This is a genomic window from Citrobacter sp. CFNIH10, assembly GCF_002934585.1.
GTDB classification, from domain to species: Bacteria; Pseudomonadota; Gammaproteobacteria; order Enterobacterales; family Enterobacteriaceae; genus Citrobacter_A; species Citrobacter_A amalonaticus.
Genome location: NZ_CP026216.1, coordinates 2,527,169 through 2,546,993, shown reverse-complemented (window position 1 = coordinate 2,546,993; position 19,825 = coordinate 2,527,169). Strand labels below are relative to the sequence as shown.

At 53.5% G+C, this 19,825-nt stretch carries 22 protein-coding genes; 9 read left to right on the top strand and 13 right to left on the bottom strand.

All coding sequences use genetic code 11. The annotated features are described in order from the left end of the window. Positions 1-3: 3 nt before the first annotated feature. Together dxs and C2U53_RS15690 are read left to right on the top strand one after the other, a co-directional pair. Complete coding sequence (gene dxs / locus C2U53_RS15695) at positions 4-1,866, top strand: 1-deoxy-D-xylulose-5-phosphate synthase (RefSeq protein ID WP_043001595.1); 1,863 nt, start codon at positions 4-6, stop codon at positions 1,864-1,866. 56 nt (positions 1,867-1,922) lie between these two features. Continuing rightward, on the top strand, positions 1,923-2,897 hold the full coding sequence (locus C2U53_RS15690; RefSeq protein WP_104446094.1) for an aldo/keto reductase: 975 nt from the start codon (positions 1,923-1,925) through the stop codon (positions 2,895-2,897). Between the two features lie 98 nt (positions 2,898-2,995). Here the strand turns inward: C2U53_RS15690 and pgpA are convergent, their stop codons facing one another. From pgpA to nrdR, 6 genes are all read right to left on the bottom strand, one after another. Further along, a complete protein-coding gene (pgpA, locus tag C2U53_RS15685; protein ID WP_043001597.1) occupies positions 2,996-3,511 on the bottom strand; it encodes a phosphatidylglycerophosphatase A in 516 nt (171 codons plus the stop codon). Beyond that, positions 3,489-4,466, bottom strand: coding sequence for a thiamine-phosphate kinase (gene thiL, locus C2U53_RS15680; RefSeq protein WP_043001598.1), 978 nt, complete (start codon positions 4,464-4,466; stop codon positions 3,489-3,491). Before thiL ends, pgpA begins: the two co-directional genes overlap by 23 nt. Positions 4,467-4,543: 77 nt before the next feature. Next, positions 4,544-4,963, bottom strand: coding sequence for a transcription antitermination factor NusB (gene nusB / locus C2U53_RS15675; protein ID WP_042285962.1), 420 nt, complete (start codon positions 4,961-4,963; stop codon positions 4,544-4,546). Positions 4,964-4,982: 19 nt separating this feature from the next. Then, positions 4,983-5,453, bottom strand: a complete 471-nt coding sequence (gene ribE, locus C2U53_RS15670) for a 6,7-dimethyl-8-ribityllumazine synthase (protein WP_001021161.1) — start codon at positions 5,451-5,453, stop codon at positions 4,983-4,985. A gap of 95 nt (positions 5,454-5,548) precedes the next feature. Further along, positions 5,549-6,652 carry a bifunctional diaminohydroxyphosphoribosylaminopyrimidine deaminase/5-amino-6-(5-phosphoribosylamino)uracil reductase RibD gene (gene ribD / locus C2U53_RS15665; protein WP_044258978.1) on the bottom strand — a complete coding sequence of 368 codons (1,104 nt, stop codon included), beginning with the start codon at positions 6,650-6,652 and terminating at the stop codon, positions 5,549-5,551. Positions 6,653-6,655: 3 nt separating this feature from the next. Next, positions 6,656-7,105 (bottom strand): transcriptional regulator NrdR, encoded by a 450-nt coding sequence (gene nrdR / locus C2U53_RS15660; RefSeq protein WP_042324561.1) that lies wholly within the window; start codon positions 7,103-7,105, stop codon positions 6,656-6,658. A 152-nt stretch (positions 7,106-7,257) separates the two neighbouring features. Between nrdR and C2U53_RS15655 the strand changes: the two genes are divergently transcribed. Next, positions 7,258-7,797, top strand: coding sequence for a DUF3251 domain-containing protein (locus tag C2U53_RS15655; RefSeq protein ID WP_043001600.1), 540 nt, complete (start codon positions 7,258-7,260; stop codon positions 7,795-7,797). A gap of 298 nt (positions 7,798-8,095) precedes the next feature. Then, positions 8,096-8,980, top strand: a complete 885-nt coding sequence (locus C2U53_RS15650) for a nucleoside-specific channel-forming protein Tsx (RefSeq protein ID WP_043001601.1) — start codon at positions 8,096-8,098, stop codon at positions 8,978-8,980. A 43-nt stretch (positions 8,981-9,023) separates the two neighbouring features. Here C2U53_RS15650 and C2U53_RS15645 read toward each other — a convergent pair whose 3' ends face one another. The 7 genes from C2U53_RS15645 to queA form a co-directional block, all read right to left on the bottom strand. Further along, positions 9,024-9,716, bottom strand: coding sequence for a YafY family protein (locus C2U53_RS15645; RefSeq protein ID WP_043001602.1), 693 nt, complete (start codon positions 9,714-9,716; stop codon positions 9,024-9,026). A 15-nt stretch (positions 9,717-9,731) separates the two neighbouring features. After that, positions 9,732-10,097 (bottom strand): VOC family protein, encoded by a 366-nt coding sequence (locus C2U53_RS15640; protein ID WP_044258981.1) that lies wholly within the window; start codon positions 10,095-10,097, stop codon positions 9,732-9,734. 153 nt (positions 10,098-10,250) lie between these two features. Beyond that, positions 10,251-11,222, bottom strand: a complete 972-nt coding sequence (gene secF, locus C2U53_RS15635) for a protein translocase subunit SecF (protein WP_043001604.1) — start codon at positions 11,220-11,222, stop codon at positions 10,251-10,253. Positions 11,223-11,232: 10 nt separating this feature from the next. After that, positions 11,233-13,080 carry a protein translocase subunit SecD gene (gene secD, locus C2U53_RS15630; RefSeq protein WP_071888433.1) on the bottom strand — a complete coding sequence of 616 codons (1,848 nt, stop codon included), beginning with the start codon at positions 13,078-13,080 and terminating at the stop codon, positions 11,233-11,235. A gap of 27 nt (positions 13,081-13,107) precedes the next feature. Further along, on the bottom strand, positions 13,108-13,440 hold the full coding sequence (gene yajC, locus C2U53_RS15625; protein WP_042324569.1) for a preprotein translocase subunit YajC: 333 nt from the start codon (positions 13,438-13,440) through the stop codon (positions 13,108-13,110). A 22-nt stretch (positions 13,441-13,462) separates the two neighbouring features. Further along, complete coding sequence (gene tgt, locus C2U53_RS15620; protein WP_012133574.1) at positions 13,463-14,590, bottom strand: tRNA guanosine(34) transglycosylase Tgt; 1,128 nt, start codon at positions 14,588-14,590, stop codon at positions 13,463-13,465. 54 nt (positions 14,591-14,644) lie between these two features. After that, a complete protein-coding gene (queA, locus tag C2U53_RS15615; RefSeq protein ID WP_044258985.1) occupies positions 14,645-15,715 on the bottom strand; it encodes a tRNA preQ1(34) S-adenosylmethionine ribosyltransferase-isomerase QueA in 1,071 nt (356 codons plus the stop codon). A gap of 92 nt (positions 15,716-15,807) precedes the next feature. On the opposite strand from queA, the gene acpH reads away from it, so the two are divergent. From acpH to C2U53_RS15590, 5 genes are all read left to right on the top strand, one after another. Beyond that, positions 15,808-16,389: an ACP phosphodiesterase gene (acpH, locus tag C2U53_RS15610; protein WP_061070472.1), complete on the top strand. Its 582-nt coding sequence runs from the start codon at positions 15,808-15,810 to the stop codon at positions 16,387-16,389. 204 nt (positions 16,390-16,593) lie between these two features. Next, positions 16,594-17,196: a peroxiredoxin gene (locus tag C2U53_RS15605; protein WP_043001608.1), complete on the top strand. Its 603-nt coding sequence runs from the start codon at positions 16,594-16,596 to the stop codon at positions 17,194-17,196. 460 nt (positions 17,197-17,656) lie between these two features. Beyond that, positions 17,657-18,100 carry a PTS sugar transporter subunit IIA gene (locus C2U53_RS15600; protein ID WP_044268241.1) on the top strand — a complete coding sequence of 148 codons (444 nt, stop codon included), beginning with the start codon at positions 17,657-17,659 and terminating at the stop codon, positions 18,098-18,100. 5 nt (positions 18,101-18,105) lie between these two features. Further along, positions 18,106-18,393 (top strand): PTS sugar transporter subunit IIB, encoded by a 288-nt coding sequence (locus tag C2U53_RS15595; protein ID WP_004099415.1) that lies wholly within the window; start codon positions 18,106-18,108, stop codon positions 18,391-18,393. 20 nt (positions 18,394-18,413) lie between these two features. Then, positions 18,414-19,805 (top strand): PTS ascorbate transporter subunit IIC, encoded by a 1,392-nt coding sequence (locus C2U53_RS15590; protein WP_044258993.1) that lies wholly within the window; start codon positions 18,414-18,416, stop codon positions 19,803-19,805. Positions 19,806-19,825 lie beyond the last annotated feature (20 nt).

The window sequence follows — 19,825 nt, the reverse complement described above, 5'->3', positions numbered from 1 at the left end:
CTGATGAGTTTTGATATCGCCAAATACCCTACCCTGGCACTGGTCGACTCCACCCAGGAGTTACGACTGCTACCAAAAGAGAGTCTGCCGAAACTCTGCGACGAACTGCGCCGCTATTTACTCGACAGCGTCAGTCGTTCCAGCGGACACTTCGCCTCCGGGCTGGGCACGGTCGAGCTGACTGTGGCGCTACACTATGTCTATAACACCCCGTTTGACCAGCTCATCTGGGACGTGGGTCATCAGGCTTATCCGCACAAGATTTTGACCGGTCGTCGCGATAAAATTGGCACTATCCGCCAGAAAGGCGGCCTGCACCCGTTCCCGTGGCGCGGTGAAAGTGAATACGACGTCCTGAGCGTGGGTCACTCCTCCACCTCGATCAGCGCAGGCATCGGCGTGGCGGTTGCTGCGGAAAAAGAGGGTAAAGATCGCCGTACCGTCTGCGTGATTGGCGACGGGGCGATTACCGCCGGGATGGCATTCGAGGCGATGAACCATGCGGGCGATATCAAACCCGATATGCTGGTCATCCTCAACGATAACGAAATGTCGATATCTGAGAACGTCGGCGCGCTGAACAATCACCTCGCGCAGTTGCTCTCCGGTAAACTTTACTCTTCCCTGCGCGAGGGCGGAAAAAAAGTATTCTCTGGCGTACCGCCGATTAAAGAACTGCTCAAACGCACCGAAGAACATATTAAAGGCATGGTCGTGCCCGGCACGCTGTTTGAAGAACTGGGCTTTAACTACATCGGCCCGGTCGACGGTCACGATGTCCTGGGACTTATCACCACGCTGAAAAACATGCGCGACCTGAAAGGTCCGCAGTTCCTGCATATCATGACCAAGAAAGGTCGGGGTTATGAGCCGGCGGAAAAAGACCCCATTACTTTCCACGCCGTACCGAAATTCGATCCGTCCAGCGGTTGTCTGCCGAAAAGCAGCGGCGGTCTGCCGAGCTATTCGAAAATCTTCGGCGACTGGTTGTGCGAAACGGCGGCCAAAGACAGTAAGCTGATGGCGATCACCCCAGCCATGCGCGAAGGATCCGGCATGGTCGAATTCTCGCGTAAATTCCCGGACCGCTACTTTGACGTGGCGATTGCCGAGCAGCACGCGGTGACCTTCGCTGCCGGACTGGCGATTGGCGGTTACAAGCCGGTTGTCGCTATCTACTCAACGTTCCTGCAACGCGCATACGATCAGGTGATTCATGATGTGGCGATCCAAAAGCTACCGGTCATGTTTGCGATTGATCGAGCGGGGATTGTCGGGGCTGACGGACAAACGCACCAGGGGGCGTTCGATCTCTCCTATCTGCGCTGCATCCCGGACATGGTCATCATGACCCCGAGCGATGAAAACGAATGCCGCCAGATGCTGTTTACCGGTTATCACTACAGCGATGGCCCAACGGCGGTGCGCTATCCACGCGGAAATGCCGTCGGCGTTGAGCTGACACCGCTGGAAAAACTACCGATCGGAAAAGGCGTGGTGAAGCGTCGCGGCGAAAAGCTGGCGATCCTCAACTTCGGTACGCTGATGCCAGATGCGGCGAAAGTCGCGGAATCCCTCAACGCCACACTGGTCGACATGCGCTTTGTGAAACCGCTGGATGAAGCCCTGATCCTTGAAATGGCAGCGTGTCATGAGGTGCTGGTGACGCTGGAAGAAAACGCCATTATGGGCGGGGCCGGTAGCGGCGTGAACGAAGTGCTGATGGCGCACCGCAAACCGGTTCCTGTCCTGAATATTGGCCTGCCGGACTTCTTCATTCCGCAAGGAACTCAGGATGAAGCCCGTGCCGGGTTGGGTCTGGATGCCGCAGGCATTGAGGCCAAAATCAAGGCCTGGTTGGCATAATCGCCACTTCGCTCCTGCTATGCTTACTGAATAACGAGCATAACAGGAGCGAAATAATGCAATACAACATCTTAGGAAAAACGGACCTCCGGGTTTCCCGCCTTTGTCTGGGCTGCATGACGTTCGGCGAGCCGAATCGTGGAAACCACGCCTGGACGCTTCCCGAAGAGAGCAGTCGCCCTATCATCCAGCGCGCCCTTGAGGGCGGCATCAACTTTTTTGATACCTCGAACAACTATTCAGCCGGCAGCAGTGAAGAGATTGTCGGTCGCGCACTGCGCGATTTCGCCCGTCGTGATGAGGTGGTGGTCGCCACCAAAGTGTTTAATCGGGTGGATGACCTGCCGGAAGGATTATCCCGCGCGCAAATCCTGCGTTCTGTTGATGACAGTCTGAGACGGCTGGGGATGGACTACGTCGATATCCTGCAAATTCACCGCTGGGATTACAACACGCCGATTGAAGAGACGCTGGAAGCGTTAAACGATGTGGTCAAGGCCGGCAAAGCGCGTTATATCGGCGCGTCATCAATGCATGCGTCGCAGTTTGCCCAGGCGCTGGCGCTGCAAAGACAGCACGGCTGGGCGCAGTTTGTCAGTATGCAGGACCACTACAACCTCATCTACCGCGAGGAAGAACGCGAAATGCTGCCGCTGTGCTATCAGGAAGGTGTGGCGGTGATCCCGTGGAGCCCGCTGGCCCGCGGGCGTCTGACGCGTCCGTGGGGAGAAACCACGGCGCGCCTGGTTTCTGACGAAGTGGGGAAAAAGCTGTATAGCGAAAGCGATGAAAATGATGCGCAAATTGCCGCCCGGCTGGCCGGCGTGAGCGAAGAGCTTGGCGCAACGCGTGCCCAGGTGGCGCTGGCGTGGCTGTTAAGCAAACCAGGGATTGCCGCGCCGATTATCGGCTCATCGCGGGAAGAACAGCTTGATGAGTTGTTGAACGCCGTGGATCTCACGCTGAAACCCGAGCACATCGCCGAGCTGGAAACACCGTATAAACCGCATCCGATCGCAGGATTTAAATAGCCTCACATTGCCCGATGGCGATTCGCTTATCGGGCTCAGGCACACGATCCCTGGCCGGATAAGGCGTTAACGCCGTCATCCGGCACCGACATCACCCGTCAAATAATCCCGATCGGCCAGTGATGTCCGATGAAATAGAGGATCCCCGCGGAAATCACTCCGGCGACAATATCGTCCACCATGATCCCCATCCCGCCATGTACATTGCGATCGAACCAACGGATCGGCCACGGCTTCCACATATCCAGAATACGGAAAATCACAAACCCGGCGGCGACCCACCGCCAGTCGAGGGTCGGCAGCGCCATCAGCGTGATCCACATTCCGATGAATTCATCCCAGACGATACTGCCGTGATCGTGCACGCCCATGTCTTTTGCCGTCTGATGGCAAAGATAGACGCCGATACAGATGCCCAGCATCACCACCAGCGAATAGAGCTGCCACGGCAGAAAGGTCATCAGATACCAGAAGGGAATCGCCGCCAGCGATCCCATCGTACCTGGAACAATCGGACTGAGGCCGCTACCAAACCCGGTCGCCAGTAAATGCCACGGGTTAAGCAGATTCAGGCGGCTTTTGGCGACATCTTTATGGCGTGGCAAAATGGTCATATCCTTTCCAGTCAAAAGTGACAGACGTTCCGTCACGCATGAAATGAATCCCTTCCACATCCGCGCTCATCTGCCCAATGCAGGTAAAGGCAACGCCAAGCTGTCCCATAGCCACCTCCAGCGCGCCGCGGTTCAGTTCCGGTACCGTAAAGCATAACTCATAGTCTTCACCACCGGACAACGCCCAGCGCAGCGCCTGTTCGGGCTCGACGTGACGCGTCATCGCGCCTGACCACGGCAGCGCATCGAGATCGACGCGCGCGCCACAGGCGCTGGCTTTAACAATATGCCCAAGATCGGAAATCAGTCCGTCAGAGAGATCAATCGCTGAACTGGCCAGATCGCGCAGCGCCTGGCCCTGCAAAATACGCGGCGTCGGACGCAGGTGACGTTTGAGCAGATATTCGCGGTCACCCTCATCGGCAACCTGCAAACGGTTCTGCAAAATCGCCAGACCTGCGGCGCTATCACCCGGCGTGCCGGTCACGTAAATCCAGTCACCCGGTTTCGCCCCAGAGCGTTTCAGTGCGCGCCCGGCAGGAACAAAGCCGTGGATACCCAATGTCATCGACAGCGGCCCCCGCGTGGTGTCGCCGCCAATCAGTTGCATATCGTAGTAATTCAGGAGATCAAACAGACTGTCGCTGAAAGTTTCCAGCCAGCGTTCGTCCACCTCTGGCAGGGTGATCGCCAGCGTCAGCCACGCCGGATCGGCCCCCATTGCCGCCAGATCGCTTAAATTCACCGCCAGCGCTTTGTACGCCAGATCGGCTGGATCAATGTCGGTCAGGAAGTGGTTGCCCGCCACCAGCGTATCGGTGCTGATTGCCAGCGTCTGTTTATCAGGGATGTTCAGAAGTGCACAGTCGTCGCCAATACCGGTTTCGACGTCAAGACGAGAGCTTCTGACACGGTCAAAATAACGGGCAATCAGGGAAAATTCGCCGCATGCCATACGTTATGCCTCAGCAGAAAAAAAGAAAAAGCCGCCAGGGGAGAGGAATCGCTTCCACTTCACTGACGGCCTGGAGATTACTTTTTGTTGGGGCGAATCGCAGGCGCTGCTTTATCCAGAACGCCATTGACGAACTTGTGGCTGTCTTCCGCGCCGAACGTTTTTGCCAGTTCAATCGCTTCGTTGATGGCCACTTTATATGGCACATCACTGCGTTTAGACAGCTCGAACAGCGCAATACGCAGTACGGCTTTTTCCACCTGACCCAGCTCTTCCAGCAGACGAGACAGGTAAGGCTTCATCAGGCCATCCAGGTACGCGCTGTTAGTCGCCACCCCGGACAGCAGTTCACGGAAGTACATGACGTCAACATCTTTCACGTCCTGTTCTGCCAGGAACTGGTATTCAACATCAGCGATGTCGTTCTGGGACAACTGCCAGGAGTAGAGCGCCTGAACGGCACACTCACGAGCGCGGCGACGAGCAGCAGGTTTCACGGATTTCCCCTTACAAAAATCAGGCCTTGATGGCTTTCAATACATTAATCATTTCAAGCGCGGTCAGTGCAGCTTCCGCGCCCTTGTTGCCAGCTTTGGTGCCAGCACGTTCGATAGCTTGTTCAATGCTTTCGGTGGTCAGGACGCCAAAGGCGACCGGAATTTCGCTGTCCTGAGCGACATGCGCCAGGCCGTTGCTTGCACCGCCAGCGACATATTCGAAGTGAGCTGTGCCGCCACGAATAACCGTACCCAGTGCAATCACCGCGTCATATTTACCGGTTTTCGCCAGCGCGCCTGCTGCCAGCGGCAGTTCGTAGGCACCTGGAACCCAAACGACGGTAATGTTTTCATCTTTGACCTGACCAATACGTTTCAGGGCGTCAATCGCACCTTCCAGCAGGCTGTCATTGATAAAGTTGTTGAAACGCGCAATGGTGATGGCGACGCGAGCGTCCGGAGTAGCAACGTTAGCTTCAATAATGTTCATATTCTTCCTTCGGGTTCGATATGGCCCCGTAAGGGGGGCGGATTTTATCATAATATTCTGTGCGCTGCTTCCAATAATTCGATAATTCGAAAGCCTCACGCAGGGGTTAAATGCAGGCAAACGTCCGGGCCCACCTGGCGTATCTCATTGAATTTGAAATGGGGGGCGTCAGCCAGTTTCTCAAGCCCTGGCAACACACATAATCCCCTGGCGTCACTGCCTAACAGTTTAGGCGCAAGATAGACGATAAGCTCGTCAACCACTCCGGCCTGCAAGAGCGCACCGGCGAGCGTCGGCCCGGCCTCCACCCACAGACTGTTAATTTGCTGTTTGCCGAGCAACATCATCAGCACCACCAGATCCAGATGCCCGTTATGCTCCGGCACCAAAATCGTGCGAACCGAGTCGGGCCAGACGCGTGCGTCTTCTTTGGTGCGCGCAATCCAGGTTTCTCCTGGCTGCTGTACCAGGCGCTGCTCCGGCGCTACGCGGTTCTGACTGTCTATCACAATTCGCACCGGCTGACGCACGGCATCCTGCGGATAAAGAGCTTGTGTCGCCTCGCCGAGTTCTGACCAGCGCACGGTGAGCTGCGGATCGTCCGCCAGCACCGTCGCGCTGCTGGTTAAAATGGCATGGCTTTGCGCGCGTAGACGCTGAACATCACGTCGCGCCTCGGGAGAGGTAATCCACTGGCTTTCGCCGCTGGCCATCGCTGTACGGCCGTCCAGCGAAGCGCCGAGTTTCAGTTGCACATACGGAAACCCGGTGCGCATCCGTTTGAGAAAACCTTTATTTAACGCTTCGACTTCACTCATCATCAGCCCGTGGCTGACGTCAATGCCCGCCTGCTGCAAACGGTATAATCCGCGTCCCGCCACTTGTGGATTCGGGTCCTGCATCGCCGCCACCACGCGAGAAACGCCCGCGGCGATCAGCGCGTCGCAGCACGGCGGCGTGCGGCCATGATGACTACAGGGCTCAAGCGTGACGTACGCAGTGGCCCCTTTGGCCTTTTCGCCCGCCATGCGCAAGGCATGCACTTCCGCATGCGGTTCGCCCGCACGATGGTGATAACCTTCACCGACAATCTCGCCGTTATTGACGATCACGCAGCCGACGTTAGGGTTGGGATGGGTGGTAAACCGCCCGCGCTGCGCCAGCTTCAGCGCTCGCGCCATGTATAACTCATCCTGCATGGCTTAATCCTGTAGGCGAGCGATCTCTTCGCCAAATTCTTTAATATCTTCGAAGCTGCGGTAAACCGAGGCAAAGCGGATATAGGCGACTTTATCGAGTTTTTTCAATTGTTCCATCACCAGATTGCCAATCATCTTACTGGGGACTTCACGTTCGCCGGTGGCGCGCAGTTGCGACTTAATATGATTCAACGCCATTTCGACGTCATCGGAACTCACCGGACGCTTTTCCAGCGCGCGTTGCATTCCACTGCGCAGCTTTTCTTCATTAAACGGTTCGCGCACGTCGTTGCTTTTCACAACGCGTGGCATTACCAGTTCTGCCACTTCAAAGGTAGTGAAACGTTCATTACAAACCAGACACTGCCGACGGCGGCGTACAGAAGAGCCCTCGCCCACAAGACGAGAGTCAATTACCTTAGTGTCTACGGCGAAACAGAATGGGCAATGCATACGGCGTCCTGACCAGGTGGTTAACAGAAATCTATTTTAACCTGAACTGACGTGACAACAAAGGCGCAACGCTTTTGAGACAATGGATCGATGTCTTTGATCATATTACGAACTACCATTATGGTATCGCGACTATTCAGGAAATAAGAGAGATGACAAGACGTTACCTAAGAATTCTCCTGGTGGGAAGTCTCTTTAGTCTGAGCGCCTGCGCGCAACAAAGCGAAGTGCGCCAGATGCATCAAAGCGTTTCAACGCTGAATAAAGAGATGAATCAGCTTAATCAGGAAACCGTGAAGATTACTCAGCAAAACAGTCTGAACGTTAAATCCACCCGTGGTGTTTACCTGCTCCCAGGCTCCAATACGCCCGCACGGCTGAACAGTCAGATAGGCACACTGCGCATGTCGCTTATCAACATTGCGCCGAATGCCGCTGGCACCCGGGTGACGCTGCGCATTCAGGGGGAATCCAACGATCCGCTGCCGGCCTTTAGCGGCACCGTTGAATATGGGCAAATTCAGGGAACTACTGACAATTATCAGGAAGTGAATGTGCAGAATCAGTTGATCAATGCCCCGGCCAGCGTGCTGGCACCGAGCGATGTGGACATCCCGCTGCAACTGAATAACCTCACCCCAGACCAGTTAGGATTTGTGCGTATCCACGACATCCAGCCTGTTACGCAATAAACCTCCTTGCGGAACGTTTTGTGCGTTCCGCAACATCCCTCCGCCTCTTTTTGTGACTCCACTGACATCCACGTCAGTTTTTGTCAACGTTGGCAATCAGCATGAAAGTCAGTACAATCGCCGCGCTAAAATACGCAAACGTGAACGCAATCGATTACGTGAATGATAGAACTGTGAAACAAGACATATTTTTGTGAGCAATGATTTCTATAATAGGCTCCCAGAAACATGAATTATTCAGAAACGCTATTTGCGCCTTTTTCACTCCCGTCAGGGATTTCAAACAGTGGCATACAATATGAAAAAAACATTACTTGCAGCCGGTGCCGTGCTCGCGCTCTCCTCGACATTCACCGTTAACGCTGCGGAAAATGACAAACCGCAGTATCTTTCAGACTGGTGGCACCAGAGCGTCAACGTCGTCGGTAGCTATCACACCCGTTTCGGACCGCAGCTCCGTAACGATACCTACCTGGAATATGAAGCTTTCGCGAAGAAAGACTGGTTTGACTTCTATGGCTACATGGATGCGCCGGTTTTCTTCGGTGGTAACACCGACGCGAAAGGGATCTGGAACCACGGTTCTCCGCTGTTTATGGAAATCGAACCGCGTTTCTCCATCGACAAACTGACCGGCACTGACCTGAGCTTCGGTCCGTTTAAAGAGTGGTACTTCGCCAATAACTACATCTACGACATGGGTCGTAACAAAGATGGCCGTCAGAGCACCTGGTACATGGGTCTGGGTACCGATATTGATACTGGCCTGCCGATGAGTTTGTCTCTGAACGTATATGCGAAATATCAGTGGCAGAACTATGGCGCCGCTAACGAAAACGAGTGGGACGGCTACCGTTTCAAAGTGAAATACTTTGTTCCGATTACCGAACTGTGGGGCGGTAACCTGAGCTATATCGGTTTCACCAACTTTGACTGGGGTTCCGATCTGGGCGACAACGACTTCTCCGATCTGAACGGCAACAAAGCGCGTACCAACGACTCCATCGCCTCCAGCCATATTCTGGCGCTGAACTACGACCACTGGCACTATTCGGTCGTAGCGCGTTACTGGCACAACGGGGGTCAGTGGAACGACGACGCAGAGCTGAACTTCGGCAAAGGTAACTTCAACGTGAAATCTACCGGCTGGGGTGGCTATCTGGTTGTCGGCTACAACTTCTGATAACATTCCTTTCCTGCAAAAGCCAGCCAGAGCGCTGGCTTTTTTATGCGTGCGTTTCGTCGCGGATCTTACGTAAAAAATCACTCAGCGATCGATCGGCACACTCGCTAAATCGCCTGTCGAGCGGCGTGATGCTTAAACAGCGATCGACACGAAAACAGCGATAGTCCTCGCGCCGTTCGCACCAGGCTACCAGCAGCCAGAACTCTCCCTGGAAAAAAATCCCTAACGGCTGCACGTCCCGCCAGGTGAGCTGCCCCGCCTCATCACGATAATGTAACGCCAGCACCTGTTGCGTGCTCACCGCCCGGTGGATCATATCGAACGCGCTACGTGAATGCTGTTGCCTGCCAAAATCCGGCGCGAAAATACGTGCCTGCTCGGCTTTACGTCGGCTTTCTTCCGGTAATATCGCCAGCACCTTTTCCTGCGCCGACTCCAGTTCTCTGGAGAGCAGATCACCGCCCCAGGTGTGCAGCAGACGAATGGCGGCAATCAGCGCTTCCGATTCCCGGTGCGTTAGCATCAGCGGCGGGAGATCAAACCCCGCCATCAGCCGATAGCCGCTTCCCGCCTCCCCTTCGACCGGCACGCCGGAGAGCGAAAGGTCACGGATATCACGATAGATCGTCCGCTCTGACACCTCAAGCCGTTCCGCCAGCAGCGCTGCCGTTGTCAGCCGCCTGCCACGCAGGATCTGGACTATCTGAAATAAACGGTCAGCGCGACGGGTCATAGTTGCTCTCTGTGATTAAGCCGGTTGATGTAACCCCACACGATTGCCTTCGCTGTCAGTAAACAGCGCGATGGTACCAATCTCTTTACCGAGATCGAGCGGACCAAAAACGCAGTTGCCACCGGCACTGGCGACGCGATCCAGCGTGGCGCTGAGATCGTCCGTATGCAGATAAATAATGGCGCCCTGTAATGAAGGCGCGATGCCATCAAACTTCGCCAACGCCCCACCGGCGGCCGGTTCGTCATACGGGAAAACCGCCAGATCGGCAAAATCCATTTTTTCACGACGCAGCGACAGCCCCATGACCGGCTCATAAAACGCAATCGCGCGTTCCATATCCGTTACGGGAATTTCAAACCAGTTAATAATGCTTTTCATCGTTCCTCCTGCCTGTGTGGGTAAGTTCAGGAAGAGGATAAAACAGGGCTCCTGACAGCATAGTGTCAGGAGTGATTGCAGGACAAGAGAAAGGAAGAAAAGAAAAATCCCGATCGAATGACCGGGATTTCTGAGCGTGAACTGAAAATCGGGTTACGGCAGAATTGACGGCTGATCCGCCCCTTCTTTCTCGACTTTCTGTTGCAGCATATGCTCGCGCTTCATACCAAGTTTCAACGCCAGCGCCGATGCCACGTAAATGGACGATGCCGTACCGATGGACACCCCGATAAGCATAGTCAGCGAGAAGCCTTCCAGCACCGGACCACCAAACAGGAACAGCATCAGGATAACCATTAACGTCGTACCGGAGGTAATCAACGTACGGTGCAGCGTCTGGGTCAGTGACACGTTAAAGATTTCGTAAGGCGTCCCGCGACGAATTTTGCGGAAGTTTTCACGAATACGGTCAGACACCACGATGCTGTCGTTAAGCGAGTAACCGATAACGGACATCAGCGATGCCACGATAGTCAGGTCGATCTCGATATGGAATAACGACAGGATCCCCAGCGTAATGATGACGTCGTGCGCCAGCGCGATAACCACGCCCGCCGCCAGTCGCCATTCGAAACGGATACCAACGTAAACCAGGATGGAGATCAGCGCTGCCAGCAGCGCCATCGCACCGGTTTGCGCCAGATCGGCACCCACGCTCGGTCCGACGAATTCAATACGCTTCACCGCTGCGTTCTGGTTGGTGGATTCATTAATCACACTCAACACTTTGCTGCCCAGCACCTGGCCGCCGTTGGCCCCTTCGGTCGGCGGCATACGGACCATGATGTCGTGACTGCTGCCGAAGTTCTGTAAAAGCGGATCAACAAAGCCCGCTTTTTCTAGCGCGTCGCGCATCACGTCCATCTCAGCCGGTTTTTCCAGCGTGATTTCAATCACCGTACCACCGGTGAAATCGAGACCCCAGTTAAAGCCGCGCACACCCATCACGATGATGGCCAATACCAGCAACAGGCCTGAGATGCCGAAAGCCCAGTAGTCCCAGCGCATAAAGTCCCAGACTTTACGGCCGTGGTTCAATTGTTCAACAGTATATTCCTGTGCCACTTCGCACTCCTCAGATTGACAGCTTTTTGACGCGCTTGCCGCCATACAACAGGTTTACGATGGCACGAGTACCGACGATCGCGGTAAACATCGACGTCGCCACACCGATACCGGTAGTAATCGCGAACCCTTTAATTGCCCCGGTGCCGACGGCGTACAGGATAATGACCTTAATCAGCGTCGTAATGTTCGCATCAAAGATGGAACTGAAGGCGCCCGCATACCCTTCGTTGATCGCCTGCTGCACCGAACGTCCGTTACTCAACTCTTCTTTGATACGTTCGTTGATCAGGACGTTCGCATCGACGGCGACGGCAAGGGTTAAGACGATCCCCGCAATCCCCGGCATACTCAGCGTTGCCCCCGGCAGCAGCGACATAATGCCAACAATCAGTACCAGGTTAGCAATCAACGCGCTGGTCGCAATCAGACCAAACTTCTTGTAGAACAGAATCATGAACAGGATGGACACCGCCAGACCGGCCAGACACGCTTCCAGGCCCTGCTTGATGTTCTGCATCCCCAGCGTTGGACCGATGGTCCGCTCTTCAACAATCTGAATCGGCGCAATCAGCGCACCGGCACGTAGCAGCAGAGAAAGCTGACGCGCTTCGTTCGGGTTGTTGATCCCGGTAATACGGAAGCTGTTACCCAGACGAGACTGGATATTGGCGATGTTAATCACCTCTTCCTGTTTCACCAGCACCGCGCGACCGTTAGCGTCTTTTTTACCGCTGTCTTTGTACTCCACAAACAGGGTCGCCATCGGTTTACCGATATTGTCCTTGGTGAAGTTAGACATGATGTTGCCACCTGCGCTATCCAGCGAGATGTTTACCTGCGGTTGGTTGTATTCGTCCTGGCTTGAAGTGGAGTCAGTGATATGGTCACCGGTCAGGATAACGCGTTTGTACAGCACAACCGGCTGACCTTCACGCGTCTGTTTCACTTCGGAATCACCTGGAACACGCCCGGATGCCGCCGCAGACTGATCAACGTTGGTGTTGACCAGACGGAATTCCAGCGTTGCTGTCGCGCCAAGAATCTCTTTCGCACGCGCCGTATCCTGAATACCCGGCAGCTCGACCACGATACGATCCGCGCCCTGGCGCTGTACCACCGGTTCGGCGACGCCCAACTGGTTCACACGGTTACGCAGGATATTGATGTTCTGTTGTACCGCGTATTCACGCGCTTCGCTCAGACGTGCATCGGTCATCACCGCGCGCAGCGCATTGCTGCCCTGACTTGAGATAACCAAATCCGGGTGACGCTTGCTGAGATAAGCAATCGCTTTATCACGTGCGTCAGCATCACGGAAGTTGATGCTCAGGCCGTAATTGTCTTCTTTACGAACGGTAGTATACGGGATGCCTTCTGTACGCAGATCGCTGCGCAGGCTATCGATATTTTGTTCCTGCAGTTTACCCAGCGCGGTATCCATATCCACTTCCATCAGGAAGTGAACGCCGCCGCGCAGGTCAAGACCGAGTTTCATCGGTTCTGCTTTGATGGCCGCCAACCAGCGCGGAGTTGCCGGAGCAAGGTTAAGCGCCACGACGTATTTATCACCCAGCACGTCCACCAGCGCTTCACGTGCACGCAGTTGGGTGTCGGTGGTGTCGAAGCGCGCAAGAATCGCGCCCTCTTCCAGTGCCACAGACTTAGCGGTAATTTTTTCTTTTTGTAACGTATTCTGGACCTGGATCAGCGTTTGCTCACTGGCGGCGACACCGCGCGCGCCAGTGATTTGAACGGCCGGATCCTCACCATACAGGTTGGGAAGCGCATACAGCAGGCCGACGACAATGACGACGATCAGCATGATGTACTTCCACAAAGGATAACGGTTTAACACGGCAGTTCCCTTAGGGAAAAGTTACTATTACAGCGCCTTCATGGTGCCTTTCGGCAGAACGGCAGCTACGAAATCACGTTTGATAACCACTTCAGTGGTATCGTTCAGTGCGATAGCGATGTAACCAGATTCTGCAACTTTGGTCACTCGGCCTACCAGGCCACCGTTAGTCAGGACTTCATCACCTTTCGCGATGGAGGCCATCAGGTTTTTATGCTCTTTAGTGCGCTTCTGCTGTGGACGCAGGATCATGAAATAGAAAATCAGACCAAACACCACCAGCATCAGAATCAGAGACATCGGGCTGCCCTGCGCCGGAGCACCTGTTGCCGCTACCGCATCAGAAATAAAAAAGCTCATTCAAATTCCCTCATTATTAAAATTAATCAACGTTCAAAGGTGGAACCGGTCGACCCTGACGTTGGTAAAAATCGGTCACGAAGCTCTCTAATTTACCCTCTTCAATAGCCTTGCGTAAACCCGCCATCAAACGCTGGTAGTAACGCAGGTTATGAATCGTATTGAGTCGCGCGCCCAATATTTCGTTGCAACGATCAAGATGATGCAAGTAGGCACGTGAATAATTGCGACAGGTGTAGCAATCACACTCAGCATCGAGTGGGCTGGTATCGCTCTTATGCTTCGCATTGCGAATTTTCACCACGCCATCGGTCACGAACAGGTGACCATTACGCGCATTGCGGGTTGGCATCACGCAGTCAAACATATCGATACCGCGACGCACGCCTTCAACCAGATCTTCAGGTTTACCGACGCCCATCAGGTACCGCGGTTTATCTGCCGGAATTTGCGGGCAAACATGCTCAAGGATGCGATGCATATCTTCCTTCGGCTCACCCACAGCCAGACCGCCGACAGCGTAGCCATCAAAGCCAATCTCTACCAGACCTTTCACAGAGATATCACGTAAATCTTCGTAAACACTGCCCTGAATGATGCCAAAAAGCGCATTTTTGTTGCCCAGACCATCAAAACGGTCGCGGCTACGCTTCGCCCAACGCAGTGACATCTCCATCGATCGTTTAGCATAGTCCCAGTCCGCCGGGTACGGCGTGCATTCGTCAAAAATCATGACAATATCGGAACCGAGATCGTACTGAATCTCCATCGACTTTTCTGGATCAAGGAAAATCGGATCGCCGTTGATGGGATTGCGGAAGTGTACGCCCTGTTCGGTGATCTTACGGATATCACCCAGGCTGAAAACCTGGAAACCGCCGGAGTCCGTCAGAATCGGGCCTTTCCACTGCATGAAATCATGCAGGTCGCCATGCAGCTTCATGATCTCCTGGCCTGGACGCAGCCAGAGATGGAAGGTATTACCAAGGATAATCTGCGCGCCAGTGGCTTCAACTTCTTCCGGCGTCATGCCTTTAACAGTGCCGTAGGTCCCCACCGGCATAAAAGCAGGCGTTTCCACAACGCCACGATCAAACACCAGGCGGCCACGGCGGGCGCGTCCGTCGGTGGTATCCAGTTCGAATTTCATTTTTTCTCCAGTACGTCAGAAAAACAGTCCAACGTGTCAACCTGCGCCGCGGATTTACTCCCCGACGCGCTCAGAAATAGCTTGCGGATTGTACGTGATAAACATCGCGTCCCCGTAGCTAAAAAAGCGATAATGTTGTTCTACCGCAGCCTTGTATGCATTCATCGTGTGCTGATAACCGGCAAATGCCGAGACCAGCATAATCAATGTCGATTCAGGCAGATGGAAGTTAGTCACCAGCGCATCAATCACTTTGTATTGATAACCTGGATAGATGAAAATTTGTGTGTCGCCAAAGAACGGTTCAATAAGCGCGTTCTTCGCCGCCTGCGCCGCGCTCTCCAGAGAACGCACTGAGGTCGTGCCAACCGCAATCACCCGGTTGCCGCGCGTTTTCGCCGCCAGCACCGCGTCCACCACCTCTTGCGGCACTTCCGCATATTCGGAGTGCATGATGTGATCTTCAATGGTGTCCACACGCACCGGCTGGAATGTCCCCGCGCCGACGTGCAGCGTTACAAACGCCATCTCGACACCTTTCTCGCGCAGTTTTTCCAGCAGCGGTTCGTCAAAGTGCAGCCCCGCGGTCGGCGCGGCAACGGCACCGGGCTTTTCGCTGTATACCGTCTGGTAAAGCTCGCGATCGGCTTCTTCATCCGGGCGCTCAATGTACGGCGGCAGCGGCATATGGCCGATGGCGTTCAGGATATCGAGCACCGTGCGCGCGTCATCAAACTCCACCTCGAACAGCGCGTCGTGGCGCGCGGTCATGGTCGCTTTGATGCTCTCATCATCGCCCAGCAGCAGCTCCGCACCCGGTTTCGGCGCCTTAGAAGCGCGAATATGTGCCAGAATACGTTTATCATCGAGCATACGTTCGACCAGCACTTCAATCTTACCGCCGCTGGCTTTACGGCCAAACAGACGCGCCGGGATCACGCGGGTATTATTAAACACCAGCAGATCGCCTGGATTGAGCTTGTCGAGCAAATCGGTGAACGTGCCGTGCGTCAGCTCGCCCGTTGGCCCATCCAGTGACAGTAAGCGACAGCTGCTGCGCTCAGGCATGGGATAGTGAGCAATCAGGGATTCAGGTAGTTCAAAGGAGAAATCGGCGACGCGCATGACGTATACTCGTGACTTAAAAACAGGCGGCATAGTCTAGTGCTCACACCCTCTTGCTGCAACAACTAGCCGCTTCTGGAAAAATAAAACGCATGAATTTTCTCGCTCATCTGCATCTCGCTCATCTCGCTGACAGCTCTCTTTCCGGCAATTTGCTGGCCGATTTTGTGCGCGGCAACCCCGCAGAGGACTATTGCCCGGAGGTTGTCGACGGTATTTTTATGCATCGCCGCATCGATGTGCTAACCGATAACCTGCCCGAGGTAACGGAGGCCAAAACGTGGTTTCGCCCAGAAACGCGCCGTGTTGCGCCGATCACGCTCGACGTGATGTGGGATCATTTCCTGTCGCGCCACTGGTCACAGCTGTCCCCGGACATGCCGCTACCGGTGTTCGTGCGCTATGCCCATCAGCAGGTGTCGGTTATTCTGCCCGATTCGCCGCCGCGTTTTGTCAATCTGAACAACTATCTGTGGTCGGAAAAGTGGCTGGAGCGTTATCGCGATATGGATTTTATTCAGAATGTGTTGAACGGAATGGCGAGTCGCCGACCGCGTCTGGATGCGCTTCGCGATTCCTGGTATGACCTGGACAACCATTATGATGCCCTGGAAGCGCGCTTCTGGCGGTTTTATCCGCGCATGATGGAACAAGCCAGGCAGAAAACGCTCTGATACCCGTAGTTCAGTCGACCGGATAAAGCAAAGCCGCCTCCAGGCGATTTGCCCGGTGGCGCTTTCGCTTACCGGACCCCCTGAGAATATTGATAGGTAAAAGCTCACTGAACGATTGCCAGTGCCTCTTTGTCTTATTCGCCTTCACCTTCTATACTGGCCCGCGTTGCGTTCCAAAAACCCTTAACTTTGCAGGAGAATAATATGGTACTGGTGACTCGTCAGGCTCCGGATTTCACAGCAGCTGCGGTACTCGGTAGCGGTGAGATTGTTGAGAACTTCAATTTCAAACAGCACACCAACGGCAAAACGACCGTTCTGTTCTTCTGGCCAATGGATTTCACCTTCGTTTGCCCGTCTGAACTGATCGCGTTCGACAAACGTTATGAAGAATTCCAGAAGCGCGGCGTTGAAGTGGTTGGCGTTTCTTTTGACTCTGAATTCGTCCACAACGCATGGCGTAACACCCCTGTCGACAAAGGCGGCATCGGTGCAGTGAAATACGCAATGGTTGCTGACGTTAAGCGTGAAATCCAGAAAGCCTATGGCATCGAACATCCGGAAGCGGGCGTTGCGCTGCGTGGTTCTTTCCTGATCGACGCAAATGGCGTGGTTCGCCACCAGGTGGTTAACGACCTGCCGCTGGGTCGTAACATCGACGAAATGCTGCGTATGGTTGACGCGCTGCAGTTCCACGAAGAGCACGGTGAAGTTTGCCCGGCACAGTGGGAAAAAGGCAAAGAAGGTATGAACGCCTCTCCGGACGGTGTTGCAAAATACCTGACCGAAAACGTCTCCAGCCTGTAATCGGCATGAATTAACGAAAAGGCTCGCCACGGCGAGCCTTTTTTGTTTCTGACCGCCTGACCCTACCATCACGCAACACCTTTTTAACGCATCGCCATACAAATATTGATGTCATCAATGAGTAGGATCGCCCTCGAGCCTGATTTTTGCCAACTCGTTCAAACTTTGTGAAAAAAACGCCCCATTATTTGTGATAAAAATCGCATTTCTTCATTTTAAATTCAGACATTTGACTGCTTATCTTTCCTTTCCATTTCTTCCACGCCAAAAAGGTAAACTCTAACGCATTGATATAAAACAAAATAAAAAATAAAACGTTTGTCGACAAAATAACGCCAACATTCCCCTGATGTGATCGGCTTCAACATTTAAAAATCCATATGTGATCTGTCCCATAATTTTTGTTGCTATATTTGGCCATGATCATGTTCAGGAATATGAACGCATTAAGGATCGGATGATGGACATTATTTTTAACCCTGGACTGATTACGCTTAAGCAGAATATTTCCAGCCCCGAGCAGGCTATCGAACTGGCTGGCTCGTTACTGGTCCGACAAAATATTTGTCGCCCGGAATATGTCAGTGAAATGGTTAAGGTCTACCGGGATTTCGGCTCCGCTATTGTTATCGACTATGGCCTGGCGATGCCCCATGCCCGGCCAGAAAAAGGCGCATTGCTGACCGGATTTTCTTTAGTCACCAGTCAACAACCAATTGCCTTTGGCCATGAGGAATTTGATCCGGTTAACGTCATCATCGCCATTGCAGGCGCGGATGCCGATAGTCATATAAAAATGATCCAGCTGATCGCCTCATTGATTGAGTCCGATATCGTGACCTTTCTTCAGCAGGAAAATGACATTCATTCAGTATTACATTTCATCCAAAAACAAATGGAGTAGTCATTATGTTAGTTATCAGAACGGTTTGTGGTAACGGTATTGGCAGTTCATTAATGGCTGCGAATAATGTCAAAAAAATATGTGATGAATTAGGCATCAAAGCCGACGTTGCTTCCGTTGATTTCGCTAACGCTGTAGGAGAAAAAGCCGATCTTTATGTCACGATTAAAGAGCTGGCAAACCAGTTTCCTGCGCATTGTAACGTCGCCATTATTCGCAGCTACGTGCATAAAGCGAAAATTGCTGAAGATATTACCGAAGCACTTACCAAAATTGCTGCAACTCACTCTTAATCATTATTGAGGGAACGATCATGCAGGCTATTCTTAGTTTCTTATCAGAAATATTTAGCCAACCCGCATTCCTGATGGGGATTATCGCCTTTGTCGGTTTAGTGGCGCTGCGCTCTCCTGGGAATAAATTGCTCACCGGTACCTTAAAACCTATTTTAGGGTATTTAATGTTAAGCGCAGGTGCTGGCGTTATCGTTGCCAACCTGAACCCGCTTGGTGGAATTATCGAAGCCGGATTTAATATTCGCGGCGTAATCCCTAACAACGAGGCCATTGTTTCCGTCGCACAGAAGGTGCTGGGTGTGGAAACCATGAGTATTTTGCTGTTAGGTTTTATTTTTAACCTCATTATTGCTCGCTGTACCAAGTACAAATATATCTTTCTGACCGGCCACCACTCGTTCTTTCTGGCGTGCCTGTTTTCGGCGGTTCTCCAGGCCGCGGAATTCCGCGGCTGGATGTTGGTTTTAATTGGCGGATTCTTGCTCGGCTCATGGTCGGCCATTTCTCCGGCAATCGGCCAGCGTTATACCAAACAGGTGACCGAAGACGGCGGTATCGCGATGGGACACTTTGGCTCCCTGGGCTATTACATCTCAGCCTGGATCGCCACCAAAACCGGTAACCCGGCAAATTCATTCGCCGATACTGAAATCTCAGAAAAGTGGGGTTTTCTGCGCGATACCACGGTCACAACCGGGATTGTGATGTTCATTATCTACTTTGTATGCAGCGCCGTCGCTGGCACTGAATATCTCCGTACGATAACGGATCAGAACATGTTGATCTTCTCTATTCTTACCGGTCTGCAGTTTGCGGTTGGCGTCGCCATCGTCTACAACGGCGTGCGGCTGATCCTCGGCGATCTGGTTCCGGCATTCCAGGGGATTAGCCAGAAGCTGATTCCTGACTCGATCCCTGCTGTTGACTGCGCGGTCTTCTTCACCTTCAGCCCAACGGCAGTCGTCGTAGGCTTTATCAGCTCATTTGTTGGCGGTCTGGTCGGTATGCTCATGTTGGGCGGACTGGGAATGGCGCTGATTATTCCGGGCATGGTACCGCACTTCTTCTGTGGCGGGACTTCCGGGGTATTCGCCGACAAGCTTGGCGGTAAACGCGGCTGCATCATCGCCTCCTTTATCGGCGGCATATTCCTTGCTTTCCTGCCAGCCATGCTGCTTCCGGCATTGGGGAACCTGGGCTTTGAAAACAGCACCTTCGCTGACTTTGATTTCGCAGTGTGGGGAATTATTATCGGTAACGCCTTCACCCAGTTTGGTCAGATCACTATCTACCTGATTTGTCTGGCGCTTATCGTCGCGCTGCTGGTGCCATTCTGCTTCCGTTCGGTTCGCGTAGTCGGTGACACGCTCAGCTATGAGGAGCTCACTGCGGATAAGAAAAATGAATAAGCCGTTTCATTTTTCCCTGC